Annotated in this window: 15 protein-coding genes and 1 riboswitch; of the genes, 11 read left to right on the top strand and 4 right to left on the bottom strand. The window is 49.5% G+C overall.

What is annotated here, in order from left to right; translation table 11 throughout:
* The first annotated feature begins 55 nt into the window (after positions 1-55).
* Positions 56-2,530 carry a beta-mannosidase gene (locus tag BLA28_RS32115; RefSeq protein WP_069155519.1) on the top strand — a complete coding sequence of 825 codons (2,475 nt, stop codon included), beginning with the start codon at positions 56-58 and terminating at the stop codon, positions 2,528-2,530.
* A 111-nt stretch (positions 2,531-2,641) separates the two neighbouring features.
* Here BLA28_RS32115 and BLA28_RS32110 read toward each other — a convergent pair whose 3' ends face one another.
* On the bottom strand, positions 2,642-3,877 hold the full coding sequence (locus BLA28_RS32110; RefSeq protein ID WP_069152310.1) for a response regulator: 1,236 nt from the start codon (positions 3,875-3,877) through the stop codon (positions 2,642-2,644).
* The gene (locus tag BLA28_RS32105; protein ID WP_143085616.1) at positions 3,852-5,750 is read right to left on the bottom strand and encodes a sensor histidine kinase; all 1,899 of its coding nucleotides are present in this window, start codon (positions 5,748-5,750) and stop codon (positions 3,852-3,854) included. Before BLA28_RS32105 ends, BLA28_RS32110 begins: the two co-directional genes overlap by 26 nt.
* Before the next feature lie 588 nt (positions 5,751-6,338).
* A riboswitch (THF riboswitch) is annotated at positions 6,339-6,454 on the top strand.
* A gap of 118 nt (positions 6,455-6,572) precedes the next feature.
* On the opposite strand from BLA28_RS32105, the gene BLA28_RS32100 reads away from it, so the two are divergent.
* The 4 genes from BLA28_RS32100 (at position 6,573) to BLA28_RS32085 (ending at position 9,450) form a co-directional block, all read left to right on the top strand.
* Positions 6,573-7,310: a folate family ECF transporter S component gene (locus tag BLA28_RS32100; protein ID WP_069155517.1), complete on the top strand. Its 738-nt coding sequence runs from the start codon at positions 6,573-6,575 to the stop codon at positions 7,308-7,310.
* Positions 7,311-7,395: 85 nt separating this feature from the next.
* Positions 7,396-7,614, top strand: a complete 219-nt coding sequence (locus BLA28_RS32095; RefSeq protein WP_009255796.1) for a cation transporter — start codon at positions 7,396-7,398, stop codon at positions 7,612-7,614.
* A gap of 179 nt (positions 7,615-7,793) precedes the next feature.
* Entirely contained in the window at positions 7,794-8,549 is a 756-nt protein-coding gene (locus BLA28_RS32090; protein WP_009255795.1) for an ABC transporter ATP-binding protein, read from the top strand.
* Positions 8,527-9,450, top strand: coding sequence for a SufB/SufD family protein (locus BLA28_RS32085; RefSeq protein ID WP_069155516.1), 924 nt, complete (start codon positions 8,527-8,529; stop codon positions 9,448-9,450). Before BLA28_RS32090 ends, BLA28_RS32085 begins: the two co-directional genes overlap by 23 nt.
* Positions 9,451-9,568: 118 nt before the next feature.
* On the opposite strand, the gene BLA28_RS32080 is transcribed toward BLA28_RS32085, so the two are convergent.
* Positions 9,569-10,156 carry a TetR/AcrR family transcriptional regulator gene (locus BLA28_RS32080; protein ID WP_009255793.1) on the bottom strand — a complete coding sequence of 196 codons (588 nt, stop codon included), beginning with the start codon at positions 10,154-10,156 and terminating at the stop codon, positions 9,569-9,571.
* Between the two features lie 228 nt (positions 10,157-10,384).
* On the opposite strand from BLA28_RS32080, the gene BLA28_RS32075 reads away from it, so the two are divergent.
* A complete protein-coding gene (locus BLA28_RS32075) occupies positions 10,385-12,361 on the top strand; it encodes an oxidoreductase (protein ID WP_069155515.1) in 1,977 nt (658 codons plus the stop codon).
* Between the two features lie 139 nt (positions 12,362-12,500).
* Here the strand turns inward: BLA28_RS32075 and BLA28_RS32070 are convergent, their stop codons facing one another.
* A complete protein-coding gene (locus BLA28_RS32070) occupies positions 12,501-13,325 on the bottom strand; it encodes an AraC family transcriptional regulator (protein WP_050018510.1) in 825 nt (274 codons plus the stop codon).
* 294 nt (positions 13,326-13,619) lie between these two features.
* On the opposite strand from BLA28_RS32070, the gene BLA28_RS32065 reads away from it, so the two are divergent.
* From BLA28_RS32065 to BLA28_RS32045, 5 genes are all read left to right on the top strand, one after another.
* Entirely contained in the window at positions 13,620-15,728 is a 2,109-nt protein-coding gene (locus tag BLA28_RS32065) for an alpha-galactosidase (protein ID WP_069155514.1), read from the top strand.
* A gap of 27 nt (positions 15,729-15,755) precedes the next feature.
* A complete protein-coding gene (locus BLA28_RS32060; RefSeq protein ID WP_069155513.1) occupies positions 15,756-16,676 on the top strand; it encodes a DUF4432 family protein in 921 nt (306 codons plus the stop codon).
* Between the two features lie 130 nt (positions 16,677-16,806).
* Positions 16,807-17,535 carry a LytR/AlgR family response regulator transcription factor gene (locus tag BLA28_RS32055; protein ID WP_050018511.1) on the top strand — a complete coding sequence of 243 codons (729 nt, stop codon included), beginning with the start codon at positions 16,807-16,809 and terminating at the stop codon, positions 17,533-17,535.
* Complete coding sequence (locus BLA28_RS32050) at positions 17,532-18,851, top strand: sensor histidine kinase (RefSeq protein WP_069155512.1); 1,320 nt, start codon at positions 17,532-17,534, stop codon at positions 18,849-18,851. The genes BLA28_RS32055 and BLA28_RS32050 overlap by 4 nt, the downstream gene beginning before the upstream one ends.
* A 138-nt stretch (positions 18,852-18,989) precedes the next feature.
* Positions 18,990-19,211, top strand: coding sequence for a hypothetical protein (locus tag BLA28_RS32045; protein WP_133304937.1), 222 nt, complete (start codon positions 18,990-18,992; stop codon positions 19,209-19,211).
* The last annotated feature ends 322 nt before the right edge of the window (positions 19,212-19,533 follow it).

The raw sequence follows: 19,533 nt of genomic DNA, 5'->3' as shown, positions 1-19,533 counted from the left end.
CCGCCGCACGGCGGTTTTTAGGGCCGGATGTTACAAGGGAGAGAGGATTGTTTGCATGAGAAAAAAGGAATTGGATCACGGCTGGATGATGCGGCAGAACGGGACGGGGGAATTCCTTCCTGCCGTCGTTCCCGGCAGCGTTTATACGGACTTGATGGCCAACGGGAAGATGGAAGATCCCTATTACCGGGATAATGAGTATCAGGCTCTGGAGGTTATCTCCCATGATTATGAGTACAGGGTGGATTTTACCGCGGAGGCGGAAATCCGGGAAGAGGACGAGGTCCTTCTGCGGTTTGACGGAATCGATACCCTGGCGGATATCTGGCTGAATGAGGTGTATTTGGGAAAAACCAACAACATGCACAGGATATGGGAGTTTTCTGTAAAGTCCCTTCTTAAAGAAGAAAATACGCTCAGGGCGGTTCTTTATTCCCCGACGGAATTCATTGCCCGCTCCTATGAAGAAGAGCCGATTATCGGATGTGTGGATGCCATGAAGGGCCTGCCGAGGCTGCGGAAGGGGCACAGCATGTTCGGCTGGGATTGGGGACCCAGGATACCCGATGCGGGAATCTGGAGAAAGGTGAGTCTGCTGGGAGTACATAAAGGACGGCTGGAAAGCGTTTCTGTCACACAGACGCATGAAGACGGCAGGGTCCTTCTGGGCTTTCAGCCGGAGATTTTAAAATGCTGCGAAGGAGGAGAGAAGCGTGCAGGTGCAGGGGACGGCTTTTCCTGTCATATTACCGTCACCGATCCGAAAGGAAAGCAGCAGGATACCAGGTTGGAAGAGGATATTTCAGAGAAAGGGGAAATAGAAATAAAGGAGCCCTGCCTGTGGTGGCCCAACGGCTATGGGGAACAGCCTCTTTATACCGTCTGTGTACAGCTGTGGAAGGATGGCGAGCTGCTCGATGTATGGGAAAGAAGGATCGGGCTGCGTACCATGGGGGTCAGCCGGAGAAAGGATGAGTTCGGTGAAGAATTTGCCCATGAGGTGAACGGCGTACGTATTTTTGCCATGGGGGCGGATTATATTCCCGAGGACAATCTCCTTCCCCGGGTGAACGGCGAAAGAACCAGGCGCCTGCTTGAAGCCTGCAGGGATGCCCATTTTAACGTGATCAGGGTCTGGGGAGGCGGATATTATCCCGATGATTTTTTCTACGATATCTGTGACGAGCTGGGCCTGGTGGTGTGGCAGGACTTTATGTTTGCCTGCTGTGTATATGATCTGACCGAGGAATTCGACAGGAATATCAGGGCGGAATTCGCCGACAATATCAGACGGATACGCCACCATGCCAGCCTGGGCTTATGGTGCGGCAACAACGAGATGGAATATTTCCTGGAAATGGATGAAAAAGGCTGGTGTTTAAAGCCAAGCCAGAAAAGCGACTATTTCAAGATGTTTGAATACATCATCCCCCAGGTGCTTAAGGAGCTGGATCCCAACACCTTTTACTGGCCGGCAAGCCCTTCCTCAGGAGGAGGCTTTGATGCGCCCAACGATGAAAACAGGGGAGATGTGCATTATTGGGATGTATGGCACGGGGGAAAGCCCTTTACGGAGTACCGGAAGTTCTTTTTCCGCTACCTTTCCGAGTTTGGTTTCCAGTCCTTTCCGTCCCTGCAGACGGTGGAGACATTTACCCGCCCGGAGGAACGGAATATCTTTTCCTATGTGATGGAAAAACATCAGAGGAATTCCTCTGCCAACGGAAAAATCATGAGCTACATGGAGCAGACCTTCCTCTATCCCTCGCGGTTCGATACCATTCTTTATGCCTCCCAGCTGCTTCAGGCGGAAGCCATGCGCTGCGGGGTGGAGCATTTCCGGAGAAACCGGGGCAGGTGCATGGGGACTGTCATCTGGCAGCTGAATGACTGCTGGCCCGCGGCAAGCTGGTCTTCCATTGATTATTACGGACGGTGGAAGGCTCTGCATTATTATGCCAAACGCTTTTTTGCCCCTGTGCTGCTGTCCTGTGAAGAGGAAGGCATGCTCACCCAGGATCCGAATGTGAACGCCCAGCCCTGTGAGGTACGCAGATCCATCCGTCTGAATGTGGCGAATGAAACCATGCAGACACAGCGGGGAATGGTCATCTGGTCACTGCGGGATCCTTCAGCGGCAATTATCAGGGAGGAATCCGTCCGGATCGAAGCAGGGCCGCTGTCCTCCCTTTGGCTTGACAAAGTGGAACTTCCGGAAGCCGGATTGTTTGAAAACTATGTAAGCTTCCGGCTGGAGGCGGATGGGGAAATCCTTTCCTCCGGAAGCGTTTTGTTCTGTGCGCCCAAATACTTTGCATTCCGGGATCCCTGCCTTCAGGTCAGGGCGGAAGGAGAGGAGCTTGTGGTGACGGCGGATGCTTATGCCAGAAGCGTGGAAATCCATAATGCGGAGGATGACATGCTGCTGGAGGATAATTACTTTGATATGGATGCCGGAACCAGACGGGTTAAAATCCGGGAAGGAAAACCGGAAGGGCTTACCATACGCAGCGTATATGATATCCGCTGACTAGCCGACGAAGTGTATTCGTGTTACAGTTCACGGCCCCGGTATCGCCGGTCTTATGCTCCTGCCGGGCGGCATAAGACCGGCGATACCGGGGCCGTGAACTGTAGCGTGTCAGTCAGCCGGAGGAAGGAAGGCCCGTTTGTATTCTGCAGGGCTTAAGCCGGTCTCTTTTTTAAAGACGGTGGAAAAATAGGTGACATTCTGAAAACCGACCTTCACCGCAATGTCCTTTGCGCTGAGGCTGCTGTTTTCCAGAAGCTCCTTCGCTTTTTCCATCCGTACGTCCTTCAGATAATCGGAAAAGGACTTATGCATATCCCGTTTGAAAATCTGTCCGATATAGGCGGCATTTCCCTTGAAATGCACCGCCAGGGTTTTCAGGGATAAATCCTGATCATAATGCTCCAGCACATACTGTGCGAGACGGAGGGAAAAGGGGGAGGAGGCGTTGTACTCCTCCTTTTTTGCTGCTGCGGCTTCTCCGGCTGCAATAGAATCCAGGTGGATACCGCCCCGTATGGCTTCCCGGAAGCTGGCGGATACCTCCCAATAATTTTCCACACAGCTTCCCAGCAGGACATAAGGACTGACGGGAAGCTCATTTTTTACCGTTTCCAGACACTGGTTCAGAAGAATGGAGAAGGAATCCTCCGGGGAATCCGTTTCATCCGGGCAGTAAACGGCAATGATGTCTCCCGCGTAATTGCGGGCATAGTAGCAGCTGCTGTTCCGGGAAAGAATCTGTCTGCACAGCTCCTGGAACCGGCGGAGAAGGGCGGGATCCTTATCCTCATTCGTACCGAGCAGGCGTATGATACAGGGCTGATAGCTGGCGGCCTCCAAGGTAAAATCGAGAAATTCTGCCCGCTCGATCAGTTCATTTTCCCCGATAGAACCATAAAGCCAGCGGTTAATGATATTTTCACGGATCAGATCCGCATTCAGCTGTTCCTTCATCTGCAGGGCCTGTTCGTTATCCAGTTTCTTCAATGTGGCGGAAACCGTAGCATACAGCTCTTCCTCGTTAACGGGCTTGAGCAGATAATTTTCAATCCCCAATACGGCCATGGAACGGACATATTCGAAATCATTATAGCCGCTGAGCACAATGACTTTCGTGCCCCATTCCCGTTCCCGCACGGCGGAAAGCAGGCCGATGCCGTCAAGCTGGGGCATACGGATGTCGGTTATGAGCATATCGGGAGGCTGCTTTTCCATCTGTTCAAGGGCCTCTCTGCCGTTAGAGGCAGTATCCACGGCACTGAAAGGATAATCCGCCGTGAGAATATAGGCTTTCAGTCCTTCCACAATCATAGGTTCGTCATCCACGATTAATAGTCTGTACATATTCTTCAAGCTCCTTTTTCTTCATTGCGCGGATACGCAGAGTGACAAGTGTGCCGCCGTCTTCCCCGCCGGTTCCGTCAGAGGAAGGTGGCCTGCGCAGGCGGCTTTGTATCTGCAGCCGGTAACTGCTCCCATAGACGATACGCAGGCGGTTATTCACATTGTAAATACCGATGGAATCCTGGAAAAGATCACCCTGTGCCAGCTTACGTCTGATTTCCTCCAGTTTATCCTCCGGAATGCCGCAGCCGTCATCACGGACAAAGAAAAGAATATCCTCCCCCTTCTTTTCCGCGCTGATGGATATTGCGGAAGGATGCTCATCGGTTCCCGTATCCTGAATGCCGTGTATCAGGGCATTTTCGATGACCGGCTGCAGAATATGCTTGATGGTGGCATAGCGGTATACTTCATCCGGGATGGAAATCTCATATTTCATCCGGCTTCCGTACCGGAACTGGTAAAGCTCAAGATAGGAACGGACATAATTGATTTCCTCCCTGTTGGAGACGGCCACATCCTTTTTCATGATGTTGCGGAACATATCGGAAAGGATACGGATCATCTTGCTGGCCTCGGTTTCCCCCTTCATATAAAGGCTCATACGGATAGATTCCAGCGTGTTGTAAAGAAAATGAGGATCGACCTGTGCCTGTAGGGCATACAGCTCCATTTCCTTTTGTTTGAGCTGATAGACATATTCCTTTTGAATATGATCGTCCAGAGACGAGCACATTTTTATCAGCTCCGAATAAATATATCCGATTTCGTCATCGGAATTGGGCTGTATCTGGAAACTTGTGAGATGGCCTGTTTTTACCTGTTCCATTGTGTCCGTTATCGGCCGGATCCGTTTGGCAAAAAATTTGGTGCTGATGTAGTTCAGAAGGAAGGTAAGGATAAAGATCAGAAACAGGATGCTCAATATATTTTTCTGCAGAACCTTTACATCCTCTCTTACCATGGACATGGGAAACGCATTGACAATATACCAGGGGCCGGAGGAGGAACGGACGACATTATAGTTGATACCCCGGTAAAGGAAATTCCCGCCTGCGGTTTCCATCAGTTTCTCCCAGGGGAAATGCTCCTGCGTCAGATAGGAAGAGGAGGAGTCGTACAGAAGATTCCGGCTGCTGTCAATGATATAGATGGTTCCCTTCAGGTGACGGTTATACTGGTAATAGGACTGCTGGATGTTCATGGCATTGAAATAAATGCCGGAAACACCGATACAGTCGGCAAAGTTATCGGGATTGCGAACCGCGTCCGTCAGAAACAGGGAAAAGGTATTGGAGGTATGGGCGGGATTGCGGGAGGAAACCAGCTGAAGCGAGGAAAAATCGTCGGATGCATGATTCCTGCAGTAATCCAGGAAAAAGCTGTATTCCGCATTGGACTGGCTGCTTCCGAACTGAAGCATGTTTTCCTCCTGGCTGCCAAAGAGGAAGATTCCGTTCAAATCCTTATCGATGGAGTAATAGGTCTGGATGACCGCATTGTTTAATTCCTGCCGCTGATAGGCGGAAAGCCGTTCGGCAGCCGGGTTTTTCAGCTCTTCGGTTATCATACGCCAATTGCCGCCGTCACGGTAAAGCTTTTGCTGGATGGATTTTACATTGGCGATTTTTTTCTCCAGATAGGTGTCCACGGTGGCGAGAATCTGATCGCTCATAACGAGGGCCTGGTCATATTTTACGGAAATAAGGCTCTGAGTCAGCGTGAAAAAAAGGATGATGCAGGAGACAAAAGTGATTGCCAGATAAACAAGAAATATTTTATTGAAAAAACTGTTTTTTATTACCTTGCGGTATAAGGCGCCTGCATAAAAGAAGACAGATTTTTTCCCTGTGAAATATTTTTCCGGTATCATAATAAATCCCCCCCTGGATTCCCGGCCGCCCATCGTGCAGACTGCCTCTTATTATGGAAAACATCTGGCTTCATTGTAGCTGATTGTGCGGATTTAGACAAGAAGGAATAGCGGCAGGGGATACAGATAAAAAAAGGGAGTGCCGCATGAGTCAGCAGGCTCTTCCCCGCGGATTAGCCCTCTGTTTCCCTGCAGTTCCTCCCGGCCTCTGTCTCCGGGCGGTCAGTGTTCCTTGCAGGGGACGTTCTCACTCGGCTGAAAACGCAGCAGTACTAACGCTGCAAAGGACGCAGCGTAAGGACTGGCGTTTTTAGACGCCCCTTACAGGAATCACTGACCGCCCGGAGACAGAGGCCGGGAGAAGCTGCAGGGAAACAGAGGGCTAACCCGCGGGGAAGAGCCTGCTGACTCATGTGGCACTCCCTTTTTTTATCTGTATCTGCGGCAAGTATCAGGAACAGAATATGACAAAACAGAGTGGGACGTAATTGACAGGAAAATAGGGCTGTGATAGGATAAAGACGCAATGAATAAAGATAACGGTTCCGTTTTATCTGAACTGTTACGGACAAAGATAGTACAGATTATGGCAGAGTAGAATTTTGTGCGTGGATCAGGAATCCAAAGTGTCTTCTGAACGGGGAGTTGTCAGAGGAACGAATAGTCTTTTCAGACTTACGGTACATTGTTCGCATCCCGCTGCCGCATAAGAAGAAGCGGCGGATGATTTCCGCGGGTGACGGGTAAAATGGATGTGTAAGCATGTCTGTTTGACGGATGCCTCTTGTTATGTGGCCAGGCTGCATGACAGGAGGTATTTTTATGAATGCAGTATCAGGTTCGGTGCGCCGCATCACCATTTCTGCGGTTTTTTTGAGTCTTTCCCTTGTCCTGAAAACAACGCTGACCTTTGATCTGCCCTTGTTCGGGCAGAATGGTATGCGGATTGGGATTTCAGGCATTTTTTCCATCCTTCCGGCCCTTCTTTTCGGGCCCGGTTACGGAGCGGCAGTTTCCGGTCTTTCTGATTTTCTTGGGTTTCTCATAAAGCCAACAGGGGGATATCTTCCTTTATTGACGATATCCGCGGCGGCAGGGGGCTTCCTCAGAGGGTTCCTCTGGGAAATCCTGAAAAAGAAAGAGGATAAACGGATGCGCCTTCTTATTGCCGCGGGCTCCGGTGTCTTGCTGGTACTGGGGCTGGGCAGCGCTCTGATGACGGGAGAGGGCATGACTCCGACTGCGGCAGGTGCGGCGGGCGGTGCGCTTCTGGGAATGCTCCTGCTCGCGGCGGATTTTATCCTGTCGAAGAAAATCCTTCCCGGCGGAGAAAAAAGGAAGCTTCCCCAGCTTCTTATCGTTATGATTGTCTCCGGTCTTGCGGTTACCACAGTTAATACCGTTATCCTGAGAGAAACCATCTGCACTGCATGGAAAACATTGCCCTTTATTGTCGTCTGGCTGCCCCGTGCGGCGGAAGAACTGCTGGGGAATATCGTACTGGCCTGTTTTGCGGCTGTACTTCTTCCCTTATCCGGAAAATTTGTGAAAAACGGTTGACAAACAGAAATGGATTTGTATAATATAATCATATGAACAATTAATCATATGTTTGAATGACAATTATTTCAGGAGGCCAATCGTTATGAAGAAAAAATACAACCTTACCGATTTAGACTGCGCGAACTGTGCTGCAAAGATGGAAGACGCCATCAAGAAAATTGACGGAGTGAATGACGCCAATGTGAGCTTTATGGCACAGAAGCTGACTATCGATGCGGACGAGAGCCGTTTTGACAGCATTATGAAGGAAGTCGCGGCGGTATGCCGTAAAGTCGAGCCTGACTGCGTAATCGAAATGTAAGGTATTACGGAGAGAATGTAGTCTTTCTGCCGTTTTATGGCAAACTAATACTTGCAATGTATAACCGTATTGTGTACAATAAAATATGTGTGCCGGAGCGCACACTTCAGTTCGGAAAAGGCACAGGCAGGGGAATTCTCTGCCTGTATTTTTCCTTTAAGGAAAGAAGAGGTGTACCAATGCTTGAAGTAAAACATCTTTCATACACGGTAACGGAAAACCAGGAAACACTTCCTATTGTTACCGATATCAGCTTTACCGTAAATGATGGGGAAATGCTTGTGATTACCGGCCCGAACGGGGGCGGTAAATCTACCATCGCCAAGCTCCTTATGGGAGTTATAAGGGAGACGGAAGGGACGATACTTCTGGACGGACAGGATATCACCCCCATGAGCATTGACGAAAGAGCCAATGCCGGAATCGGCTTTGCTTTTCAGCAGCCCCCCGCTTTTAAGGGGATGACCGTCCGCCGGCTTTTGAACCTGGCGGCAGGTACAAAGCTGCCGGAGCATGTGAGCTGCCGTTTGCTGAGCAGCGTAGGGCTCTGCGCCAAGGAATATCTGGACAGGGAGGTGGATGCGACCCTTTCCGGAGGAGAAAGAAAAAGAGTGGAAATCGCCACAGTAATGGCTAAGGATCATAAAGTGAGCATCTTTGATGAACCGGAGGCGGGCATTGATCTCTGGAGTTTTTCTATGCTGGTAAAACAGTTTGAGCAAATCCACAGGGAAAAGAAGGAAAGCCTGGTTCTGATTTCCCATCAGGAACGGATCATCCGTATGGCCGACCGCATTATGGTGGTGCGGGACGGACGTGTGGAGAGCTGCGGCAGCAAAGAGGAAATCGCTCCTCAGCTTTTTCTTGACGGAGCCGGCTGTGCATGTCTGGACAGAGAAGGAGGAAATGGCAATGAAACTGGATGCAGTTACTGATGGCGTACTACAGAAAATAGATGACCTGGGCTTTAAACAGGAAGGTGCCTATAATCTGCGCTATAACGGACAGCCCCTCTGTCACGGGGACACGGAGCATATCAAAATCCGCAGGAAAGAGGACAAGCAGGGAATTGATGTGTATATCAGCAGGGAAACCCAGGGAGAACAGGTCCACATCCCGGTAGTGGTTTCCGCTTCCGGCATAACCGATGTGGTATATAATGATTTCTATGTGGAAGAAGGGGCAAATGTTATTATTGTGGCAGGCTGCGGGATTCATAACGATGGCTGCAATGACAGCCGCCATGATGGTATCCATGCCTTCCATGTGGGGAAAAACGCCAACGTCACCTATGCGGAAAAGCATTATGGGGAAGGAGAGGGAACCGGGGAAAAGATTCTTAACCCGGTGACTCAGATCTACCTGGAAGAGGGTGCGGTCTTTACCCTGGATACGGCCCAAATCGGCGGTGTGGATTCCACGGTGCGAAAGACTGAGGTGTACATGGAGGCGGATTCCAAGCTGTATGTGATGGAGAAGCTTATGACCCATGACAGCCAGACGGCGGTTTCGGATATGACTGTGGAAATGAACGGCGCAGGCAGTTCCGCCCAGATCGTGTCACGTTCCGTTGCGAAGGGAAATTCGGTTCAGACATTCCATCCCATTGCGATAGGAAACGCCCTGTGTCATGCCCATGTGCAGTGTGATTCCATCATTATGGATAAGGCGCAGATTTCTTCTATCCCGGAAATCAATGCCAGGGATATCGATGCCCAGATCATTCATGAAGCGGCTATCGGAAGAATCAACAATGAGCAGATATTGAAGCTGCGTACCTTCGGTATGACGGAGGAGGAAGCGGAAGCGGTAATTATAGAAGACTTTTTGGCGTAGGCCAAAATTCTGCTGCAGGCTGGGTAATAACAGGCCTTCAGTATAGGAAACGGAATATATGTAAACAGAAGCTGCGGTACCTAAAACTGGTGCCGCAGCTTTTTTAGGGAGTATCTGATTAAAGACAGGTATTTACAATAGCAATCAGATTGTCCTTCAGCGCTTCATATTCAAATTCATAATGAGGCGATTTCACATCACTGGCGCTCATGGCATCCGCGTTCAGAAGGCAATGGAGGATGCTGGCCGTGGTTTTCAGCTTCGGTTCATCGTCGGATCCGCTGACCTGCTTTAAAAACAGATACAGCATCTGCTGGTACTTATGCGCCCAGTCGGCAAGGCCTTCATAATCGTACATGGCCGACAGCATCAGGCTGGTTGAATACAGCTTTTTGGTGAGCTCCTGTCCGGCAAAAATGCGGGACCGCCGAAGCAGATAATCTATCATTGTATCACAGTCCGGGGCTTCCGGCGCAAAAATAACGCTGTCACGGATGAATCCGGATACATATTCATCCCAGATTTCCATAAAAAGCTGCTGCTTGCTTTTCCATTGCCGGTATACGGAACCGACACTATAGCCTGCGGCAGCCGCAATATCCTGGATAGAGGCCGCTTCATAGCCCTTTTCCAGAAACAGCCTGGTGGCGGTTTCCTTCAGTTCTCTCCGTGTCATTTCCGATTTTTCCTGCTGTCTGGTTCCCATATGCGTCACTCCGTCTATGTTTTTCCTGTTCAGTGTCTGCTGAATGCATAACCATCTTAACACTCGCACGGCTGAATGTAAACATTTGCCTTCTGCCTGCAGCGTATGTTTCCTTCTGTCCGGAGATCATATAATCTGCGGTTATTGATTGACATTTAGTACCCCTTCTAGTATTATAAAAGTGAATTGGGTTCACTTTATGATTTATATTCACTAAGGAGGGTTACTATGAACAGCAAATATCCGAATTTATTATCTCCCGGCACTATCGGTTCTCTGGAAATCCGTAACAAGACGGTTATGTGTGCCATGGGAATGAGCCAGTCCGATCAGGGCTTTGTCAATCAGGCGGTGATCAACCATTATGCAGAACGGGCGAAGGGCGGAATCGGCCTTATCATGGTGGAGGTAACCTGTGTGGATGCGCCGGTGGGTCTGAATACCTCCCGTATGCTGGTCATTGATGATGACAAATATATTCCGGGAATGGCAAAGCTGGCGGATGCCATCCATGAGCACGGCGCCAAATGTCTGCTTCAGATCAGCCACACGGGGCGGGGATCCAGAAGGGCGGTCACCGGTCATCAGCCTGTAGCCCCCAGCGCGGTTGCCATGCCATATTCCTTTATGATGGGACTGAGCAATGAAGAACCCCGGGCGCTGACGATTGAAGAGATTCATGAGATAGAAGATAAATATGCCCAGGCGGCTGTTCGGGCGAAAAAAGCCGGTTTCGACGGAATCGAGCTGCACAGTGTGGGATATTATATGGGGCAGCAGTTCCTTTCTTCAACCGCGAATATCCGTACGGATGAATATGGAGGCAATCCGGAAAACAGGGTTCGTTTCCATCTGAATATTATAAGAAAAATTAAAGAACTGTGCGGCAAAGATTTCACGGTTGCTGTTAAACTGAGCGCCGTGGAACAAGGTGAGGACGCGGGCATAACCATGCAGGACGGAATGTATTATGCGAAGCGTTTTCAGGAGGAAGGCGTGGATGCGCTGGAGGTTCTGGCAGGAACCTGGAAAAAAGAGGCTTCCATGGAAGACATACCGGATTCCGGATCCCCGAAGGGCCAGGCTATCGGGCTTTGCATGGCGCTGAAAATGGGAATCCAGCAGATGACCGGAAAGCCTGCAGCCATCAAAATGATCGGCGGAGGGCGTGCACAGGATCCTGCGGTGGCGGAAGCGGCCCTTGCCTCCGGCCAGTGTGATTTCATTTTCATAGGAAAAGGAGTTCTCGTACAGCCGGATCTGGTGAACCTCATAGAACAGGATAGGGAAGAGGAAATCCGTCCCTGCCTCGGCTGCGGCGTCTGTATCGACGTACAGCTTCAGGACGGGGCCTGTGCCAGATGTTCAGGCAATGCGGTGCTTGGAAACGGGGATAATGACTATACGATTCCGCCCGCACAGAAGCCTAAGAAGGTCATCGTTGTGGGAGGCGGAGTGGCCGGTGTGGAAGCCGCCAGAATAGCCGCAGTCCGGGGCCACCAGGTTTCCCTTTATGAAAAAGCGGATAAAATCGGAGGGCAGATCTTCTATGCCGCCGCACCGCCCCATAAAGAGAATATGGCGCCACTGATTCCCTATCTGGAACACCAGCTGGAAGTTAAGCACGTGGATGTCCATTTGAATGAGGAGATAACGCCGGAGAAGATCCTGGAGCTGAAGCCGGATGCCGTAGTCTGTGCCACCGGCGTGCTTCCTTCCACACTGCCCATACCCGGATTTTCCCGTACCATAAATGCCAAAGAGGTTCTGGACGGGAAGGAAACAGGGGAACAGATAGTGATTATCGGCGGCGGAAGCGTCGGCTGTGAAACGGCGGAGTACCTTGCGGAAAAAGGAAAGAAGGTCACTGTTATTGAGATGCTGGATACCATGGCGGAAAAAATGGTCAACGTGGCCCGCACCATTCTCATGGGTCATTTAAAAGGGCTGGGAGTCACGCTGCTCACTTCCTGCAAGTGCCTGGAGATTACCGATTCCTCTGTTGCCTGTCAGGATAAGGAAGGCACGGTACATACCATACCTGCGGATACGGTAGTGGCCGCTGTGGGCGACAAGGCTGACAATGCTCTTTACAGAGCGCTGGAAGGAAAGGTTCCGGAACTCTATAATATAGGGGACAGCGCAAAGCCGGATTCCATTGCTGCATCTGTATCACAGGGTTATTACTGCGGGCTGGGGCTGTAAACAATTCAGACAGCAGAACAGAATGGTCTGTGTGATGGCTTATAACTGATATCTCACGGCACAAAGGCCGGGCAGGAAAAGGCTTATTTTCCTGTCCGGATTTTTATGAAGGCGTGTATTTGCATTCGGGTGAACGTATTCAGCGTTCCCTGTATTCCGTGGGAGAAAGCCCCATTTCCTTCCGGAACTGCTTGGTAAAATGAGACTGGTATTCGTAGTCCATCCATTCCGCGATTTCCCTCACGGGCAAATCGGTTTTATCCAGCATTTCACAGGCCTTTTCCATGCGAATCCGGGTGATGAACTGCTGCGGGGAAAGCCCGGTTTTCTTTTTGAAAATCCGGTATACCTGGGAGGCATCCAGCCGCATATAATTGGCCAGGTTTTCTATGGTAATCCGGGAACGGATGTTTCTTCTGATATAGATGACCGCATCATCAAAACGGGAAAAACGCACGATATCCGGCTTTTTCTTCTCTTTTTCTTCATACATTTCTATCAGCCGTCCTGCAAAAAGGTAAAAGTATCCGGTGATGGAGGCGATATTCTTCCCTGTCCGGCTTTCATTGTAGATGTTTTTAATGCAGGCTTCCAGAAAATCATCCCTGTCATAATGGAAAAGCAGATGATCCTCATCGAGCCCGGCTTTTCGGAGCAGATCCCCGGCCTTCCTCCCGAAAAAAGCGACCCAGCATAAATCCCAGGGCTCATTTTTATCCGCCGTATGTACGATTGTCGTGCCCGGAGTGATGAGAAAACCGTCGTTCTCCTTCAGCTGCCATTGACGGCCGCCGGCCTGATAGGTTCCCCGGCCTCTGGTCACATAATGGATGAGATAATAATCCCGCGTGTCCCTGCCATAGCTGTAATTGGGAGTGGTGGAACAGAAACCGGAGTGGAACACGATAATGTCCTCGTCCGTATCCGGCTTCTCAGGATAAATATATTGATCATAGACAAGCATGCGGCGCCCTCCTTTTTCCCTTCCTCAGGAACCGGAAAATATGTATTCAGTGTACCGGAGCAGGCAATAAAATGCAAGATTTATATAAGCTTGTGCAAGGATTTATTATATCATTTACAAGGCCCTTATCGTATAATGAGCCCATAAGAAGGATTAAATCCGCGGGCCGGGGGCGGATTATGCGTGAAAATGTATAAATACCCGGGAGCCGTCTGGCTCAGGCGGACCTTTGGTTTGCAGCAGGCCTGGCTTTGGCTGGTACAGGGGAAATAAAAGAAAGAATGGGGAAGAAAAATGTCGGTAAAGGGATATAAAAATGAAATCTATGCACTGCAGACACGGCATACCTCTTACATCATACGTGTGGGAGAGGACAGGATACCGGAGAATGTATACTGGGGAAAGAGGATTGACCGGATAGAGGATTTTGCCGGGGAAGCGAGCCCTGCGCCGGTGAATATGCAGGCGCCTCACTGCCTCAGGGAGGAATGTGCGTCCTTCGGCGGGATGCGGTTCAAGGAATCGTCCATGAAGGTTTGTTTTGCAGACGGAGTCAGGGATTTCCGCGTCGGAAGAGTATATGCGGAAACAGAGGAAAACCGTCTGGAGCTGGTTCTTGAGGATGAATGTTATCCTTTCCGGGTCAGGCTCTGTTATGAAGTATTCGAGGAAGAGGACGTCATTAAAAAATGGCGCATTGTGGAAAACACCGGGGAAGCGCTTGTGGTGCTGGAACGTATTTTTTCCGCCCAGTTCGGCCTTCCGGGAACAGGCTATGAATCCCTGAACTATAACGGCAGATGGGGAATGGAATTCCAGGCGGTGAGCGAAAAGATCACCAGCGGGAAAAAGGTGTATGAAAGCTTCCACGGCCTCACCGCCCATGGGAACAACCCGGTATTCATCGTACATAAAGGGCTGGAGGAGCCATTCCGTGAAAACCAGGGCGAGGTGTGGTTCGGCAGCCTGGAATATTCGGGAAATTTCAAAACCATAGTGGAAGCCGTGGATGCGGGATTTTTAAATATCGTTATAGGAATCAACGACACGGATTTTGCCTGGACATTGAAGGGCGGGGAAAGCTTTGAAGCCCCTGCGGTATATGCGGGGTATACGGACGGAGGCCTGGAAGACATGAGCCACAGGATGCACCGTTACTGCCGCCGTCATCTGATGCCCTCCGGGCTGGCGGATAAGCCGCTGCCTGTTTTGTATAACTCATGGTATTCCACCACCTTCGATGTAAAGTGTGAGGAGCAAATCGCCCTGGCGGAAAAAGCGGTCCGGCTGGGCGTGGAGCTTTTTGTGGTGGACGACGGATGGTTTGTGGGAAGGGAGCATGACCGGGCAGGCCTGGGGGACTGGTATGTGGATCGGAAGAAATTCCCTCAGGGCCTGAAGCCTCTGACAGAGGCCGTAAGAGGCCTGGGAATGCGTTTCGGACTGTGGATCGAACCGGAAATGGTCAACCCGGAAAGCAGGCTGTACAGGCTTCACCCGGACTGGATTTACCGTTACCAAACGAGGGAGGTTCTGATGGGGCGTAACCAGTACATCCTGGATATGTCCCGGCAGGAGGTACGGGAATACCTGGCGGAGTGCCTGGATACCCTTTTATCGGAAAATGATATCTCCTATATTAAGTGGGATATGAACCGTTATGCTTCGGAAATGGCGGGCGGCGGATTGCCTGCACAGGAGTGGAAATCCCTCTGGCACCGCCATTCCCTGGGTGTGCAGTGGCTGATAAATACACTGCGGGAAAAGCATCCGGAAGTGGAGTTTGAAGCCTGCGCCGCAGGCGGCGGAAGAGTGGATTATGGAGCGATGCGCCGGTTTGATGAATACTGGCCCAGTGACAATACCGATCCTCTTGACCGGCTGTTTATCCAGGAAAATTACAGCCATCTGTATCCGGTGAAATATATGCGGGCATGGCTGACGGATGATTTTGGAATGGACGGAAGAAAAATACCCCTTTCCTTTGCCATGCATTCCGCCATGTGCGGCAGCCTGGGAATCGGTACGGATCTGAACCGTACCTCCGAAGAAAAAAGAGAAGAAATCAAAGGCTATGTGGAAACCTATAAACACATAAGGAATACAGTCCAGCTGGGAGAACTGTACCGGCTGCGTTCCCTGAAAAACAGCGATATCCAGTGTGTCCAGTATGTGGGCGACGGCCAGAGCGCCGTTTTCGTATTCCTGGATCATGAACGTTACGGCGATCCGCTGCAGAGGATAACACTGAGAGGCCTGAAGGAGGATTCCCTTTACCGGTTTGTGCTGGATGACAGGGAGATTGTGAAATCGGGGGCATATCTCATGCAGGCGGGAATAGGGCTGCGTCTTTGCGGGGACTATGACAGTCGGCTTTTGATACTGGAAGAGATAAACGCCTGAAGGTATGGAAAGGGAGGAAGGAGAAACATGTATATACTGGAAAATGATAAGCTTGCAGTCCATGTCCTTCCGGAACTGGGAGGGAAAATTACTTCCCTGTATCTGAAGGAAAAAGAGTTCGAGCTGGCGGCGCCAAAAAGGATGGGACAGTACCGGCTTCCCGGCGGGGATGCACAGACCGGGAAGAAAACGGATTTCGGCCCTGATTTTTCCCAGTATGATGCGTCGGGGCTGGATGATGCCTTTCCCAATATCGATCCCGGCCTGGTGGAATGGCAGGGGAGAAAGCTGTATTATCCGGATCATGGGGAGATCTGGAGCCATATGATGGAACTGCAGGAAATGCCTGAAGGAATCAGGCTGTCATATGCCAGCGCCGCTTTTGGCTATGCTTATGAAAAGAGAATGGAGCTTAAGGGCAGCAGCCTTTCTCTCCATTACCGGATAGAAAACAGGGGAGGCGGCGAATTCCCTTTCCTGTGGACCTTTCATGGACTGATGCGGTATGAAGAGGATATGAGGCTGCTTCTGCCCACAGATTTTGAATATTACCGGAATGTTCTTTCCCATCCGGTTCTGGGAGAGGAAGGAAGGGTATATCCGGCCCGGAATGATATCTATGATTTCAGCCGGGTTCCCGCGCCGGAAAGCAAATCCATGGTGAAATATTATGGAGAGGGAAAGAGCAGGGAAGGCGCATGCGGCCTTTGGTATCCTTCCCGGGGAGTGCGCTGTATGCTCCGGTACGATGCGCAGGCCCTTCCCTATCTGGGCGTCTGGATTACGGCCGGCGGCTACCGCGGGGACTGCAATTGTGCGCTGGAGCCCTCCACCGGCTTTTATGACGGAATATCAAGGGCCCGGGAAAACGGCAGCCTTAAGGTGATAAAGCCGGGAGAGATCTTTTCATTTACTCTGGAAATATGCCTGGAAAATACAGGCTCCTGAGTTACAGCTGAATAATACCGACACGGCAGCTTCTGTGACAATTTGGAGGCTGCCGTGTTTTTGTACTGTTAAAGGAGGCCTGTATACGTTATAATAGGAATCATTGCCAAAAGGAACAGGAGACTTTGAAATGGTACGTATTGCGGTATGTGATGATGTGAAGGAAATGCTGGGGATTTTGACGGAAATAGTGGATAAAGAGGCAGGAAAACTGTCTGAGCCTTATGAAATCAGCGGCTTTACCCAGGGAAAACACCTTGTGGAGGAACATAATAAAAAGCCGTTTCATATCATTTTCCTGGATATATTCATGCCAGGCATGAGCGGTTTTGAAGCTGCAGAGCAGATCGGGGAAATAAACAGGGGCCCTTATCTGATTTTTGTCACTTCAAAAGAGGAGCTTGTGTTTGATTCCTTTGACTATTATCCCTTTTATTTTATGCGTAAGAGGGATATTGAGGGGATGAGGATGGACATGCATAAGATTTTCAGCAAGCTTGGGGAATTTCGCCGGGAGGAAAAGGAGTTCATACTGGAACTGCCTTATAACCGGAAACGCAGCGTGCGCTGCAGAGACATCCTGTATCTGCTCAGTGAAGGGAATTATATGGTTTATAACCTGGATACCGGTGAAAGCATCAAGATCCGGGGGACGATGAGGGATACGGAAAAAGAAATGGAGAATTACCATTTTGTAAGAATTCATAAGAGAATTCTGGTAAATATGAATTATATACGTACGATCGATCATGCGAAGAATGCAGTCTGCGGAGAGAAAATAGGGTGCCTGGAAATAGGGCGGAACTATAAACGGGATGTGTTGGAAAAGTATTTTGCATATTCCAGGAGTACGCTATGAAACATCTCATCTTAAGTATCATCCAAAATATTCTGTTTTTTCTGGAAGCCTTTTCCGTCACCTTTTTTCTTCTCCGCTTCTGTAAATGTAAATGCGAAGAACGCCGCATGCAGGTACTCGTCTTTCAGACTATGGTAATGGCGGTTCTTTGTACATGGTCTTCCTATATCCCATATTTCACCGGTTTCATCCTTTTTGCCTATTTTCCGTGTATTCTGATTTTTTCCATATTATTTCTGGATGGGGCCTTCGGACAGAAGCTGAAAGGCTGCCTGCTCGTTCTCTGTATTAAGCTTCTGACACTCCTGGCAGCAGTCATAATAACCATGCGCTGCGGCGATTGGACACTGGAAGAGCTGTATTACGATTTCGAGTGGTATAAGATGGCTGTTATGCTGCTGGAAAGAGCTTTTCAGATAGTCATGTTCGGATGGGTTCTGCGTGCGGAAGGAAAGCTGCCCGTTCGGATGAAGCGGCTGGAGAAGGGGGTCGTGCTCTCCAATTTAATAACATCAGCCATTACCTTCGGAATTATACACGATATCAGCTATGGAAATGTCAGCAGTGAATGGAAAGCCTATCTGTTTATTCTCTCTTTGCTGTGTCTCGTGATTATGAATGGAATTACCTTCTATCTTATGGAAAAGCTGCACCAGAGAAACGAACTCGCCTCCGATAATAAAATGCTCCGCCAAAGAGTGATGTATTACGAAAGCCATCTGGAACAGACACATGAACAAATAGAAGAACTGAAGCAGATGAGACATGATATCAGACATTCCTACCAGCTCATCAGCAATCTGGCCTCCCTGGGAAAAAACAGGGAAATAGAACAATACATTTCAGAAGTCCTTGATATCGTAAATCGGGAAGAATACATAGCAGCTACCGGCAACGAATTTGTGGACTCCATGCTGTGCTATAAACTGAGCTATGCGGCAAAGAAAGGAATAAAGGTAGTACATTCCGTCACCGCCGGCCTGGAAGGAATTGAAAATGTGGATTGCTGCAATCTGATAGGCAACCTGATTGACAACGCCATAGAAGCGAACCTGAAGCTGCCCGAAGGAAAAAGAAAACTGGAACTGTTCATCAAAGGCGATCCCTGCAAGCTTTTCATAAGAGTCAGAAATATCCTGGAAACCTCAGTCCTGGACACAAATTCCGGCCTGGCAACCCAGAAAAAGGATAAAGATGTCCATGGCTACGGCATCCGCATTATCCGCAAAATCGCATCCCAGTACAACGGATACGTTCAGTTTACCGAAGAAGAAGGCTTCTTCTGCGCGGAAGTAATGCTCTTCAGAAGGACGTAATCTCCCAACATTTGACCGGATCTCCCATAATTATTGACAAAATGCCATAAATTGTTACTATACTCTATGTATTTTTAAATGATTTATCAAATAATTATCGAAAAAGGAGAGTTGGTTATGACAGCGAAGGAATCCGGCATGGAAGAATACATTGCATACGTATCCGAGCTTTACAAAATGCCATTTTCAATTTCCGATATGCCGGAGAAGAAAAAGGACTATCACAGAAAAAAACGCTTAGGAAAGAAAAAATCCTCCGACCTTTTATATTCAAACGACGCCTACATAAACGACGGCTCCGGAAACCCCGGCCACCAGGGAATGCCCTCCATCCTGATATATAGCTCAACCAATAAATAACAACTTAGCCACCCCACCCTATTATTCCCAGTTTTCCCCCTGCCCTGCCATCAGCATGTCCCTTATACCAATCTAGCTGTGTTAAAAAAACCGTAAAATGAGGCTACGCCTTTGCCTGTAGGGTATACAGCTCCATTTCCTTTTGTTTGAGCTAATTGACAGATTCCTTTTGAATATGATCGTCCAGAGACGAGAACATTTTTATCAGCTCCGAATAAATATATCCGATTTCGTCATCGGAATTGGGCTGTATCTGGAAACTTGTGAGATGGCCTGTTTTTACCTGTTCCATTGTGTCCGTTATCGGCCGGATCCGTTTGGC

Origin of the sequence: Eisenbergiella tayi (assembly GCF_001881565.1) — a bacterium.
GTDB classification, from domain to species: Bacteria; Bacillota; Clostridia; order Lachnospirales; family Lachnospiraceae; genus Eisenbergiella; species Eisenbergiella tayi.
This window is presented reverse-complemented; position numbering and strand designations above follow the sequence as displayed.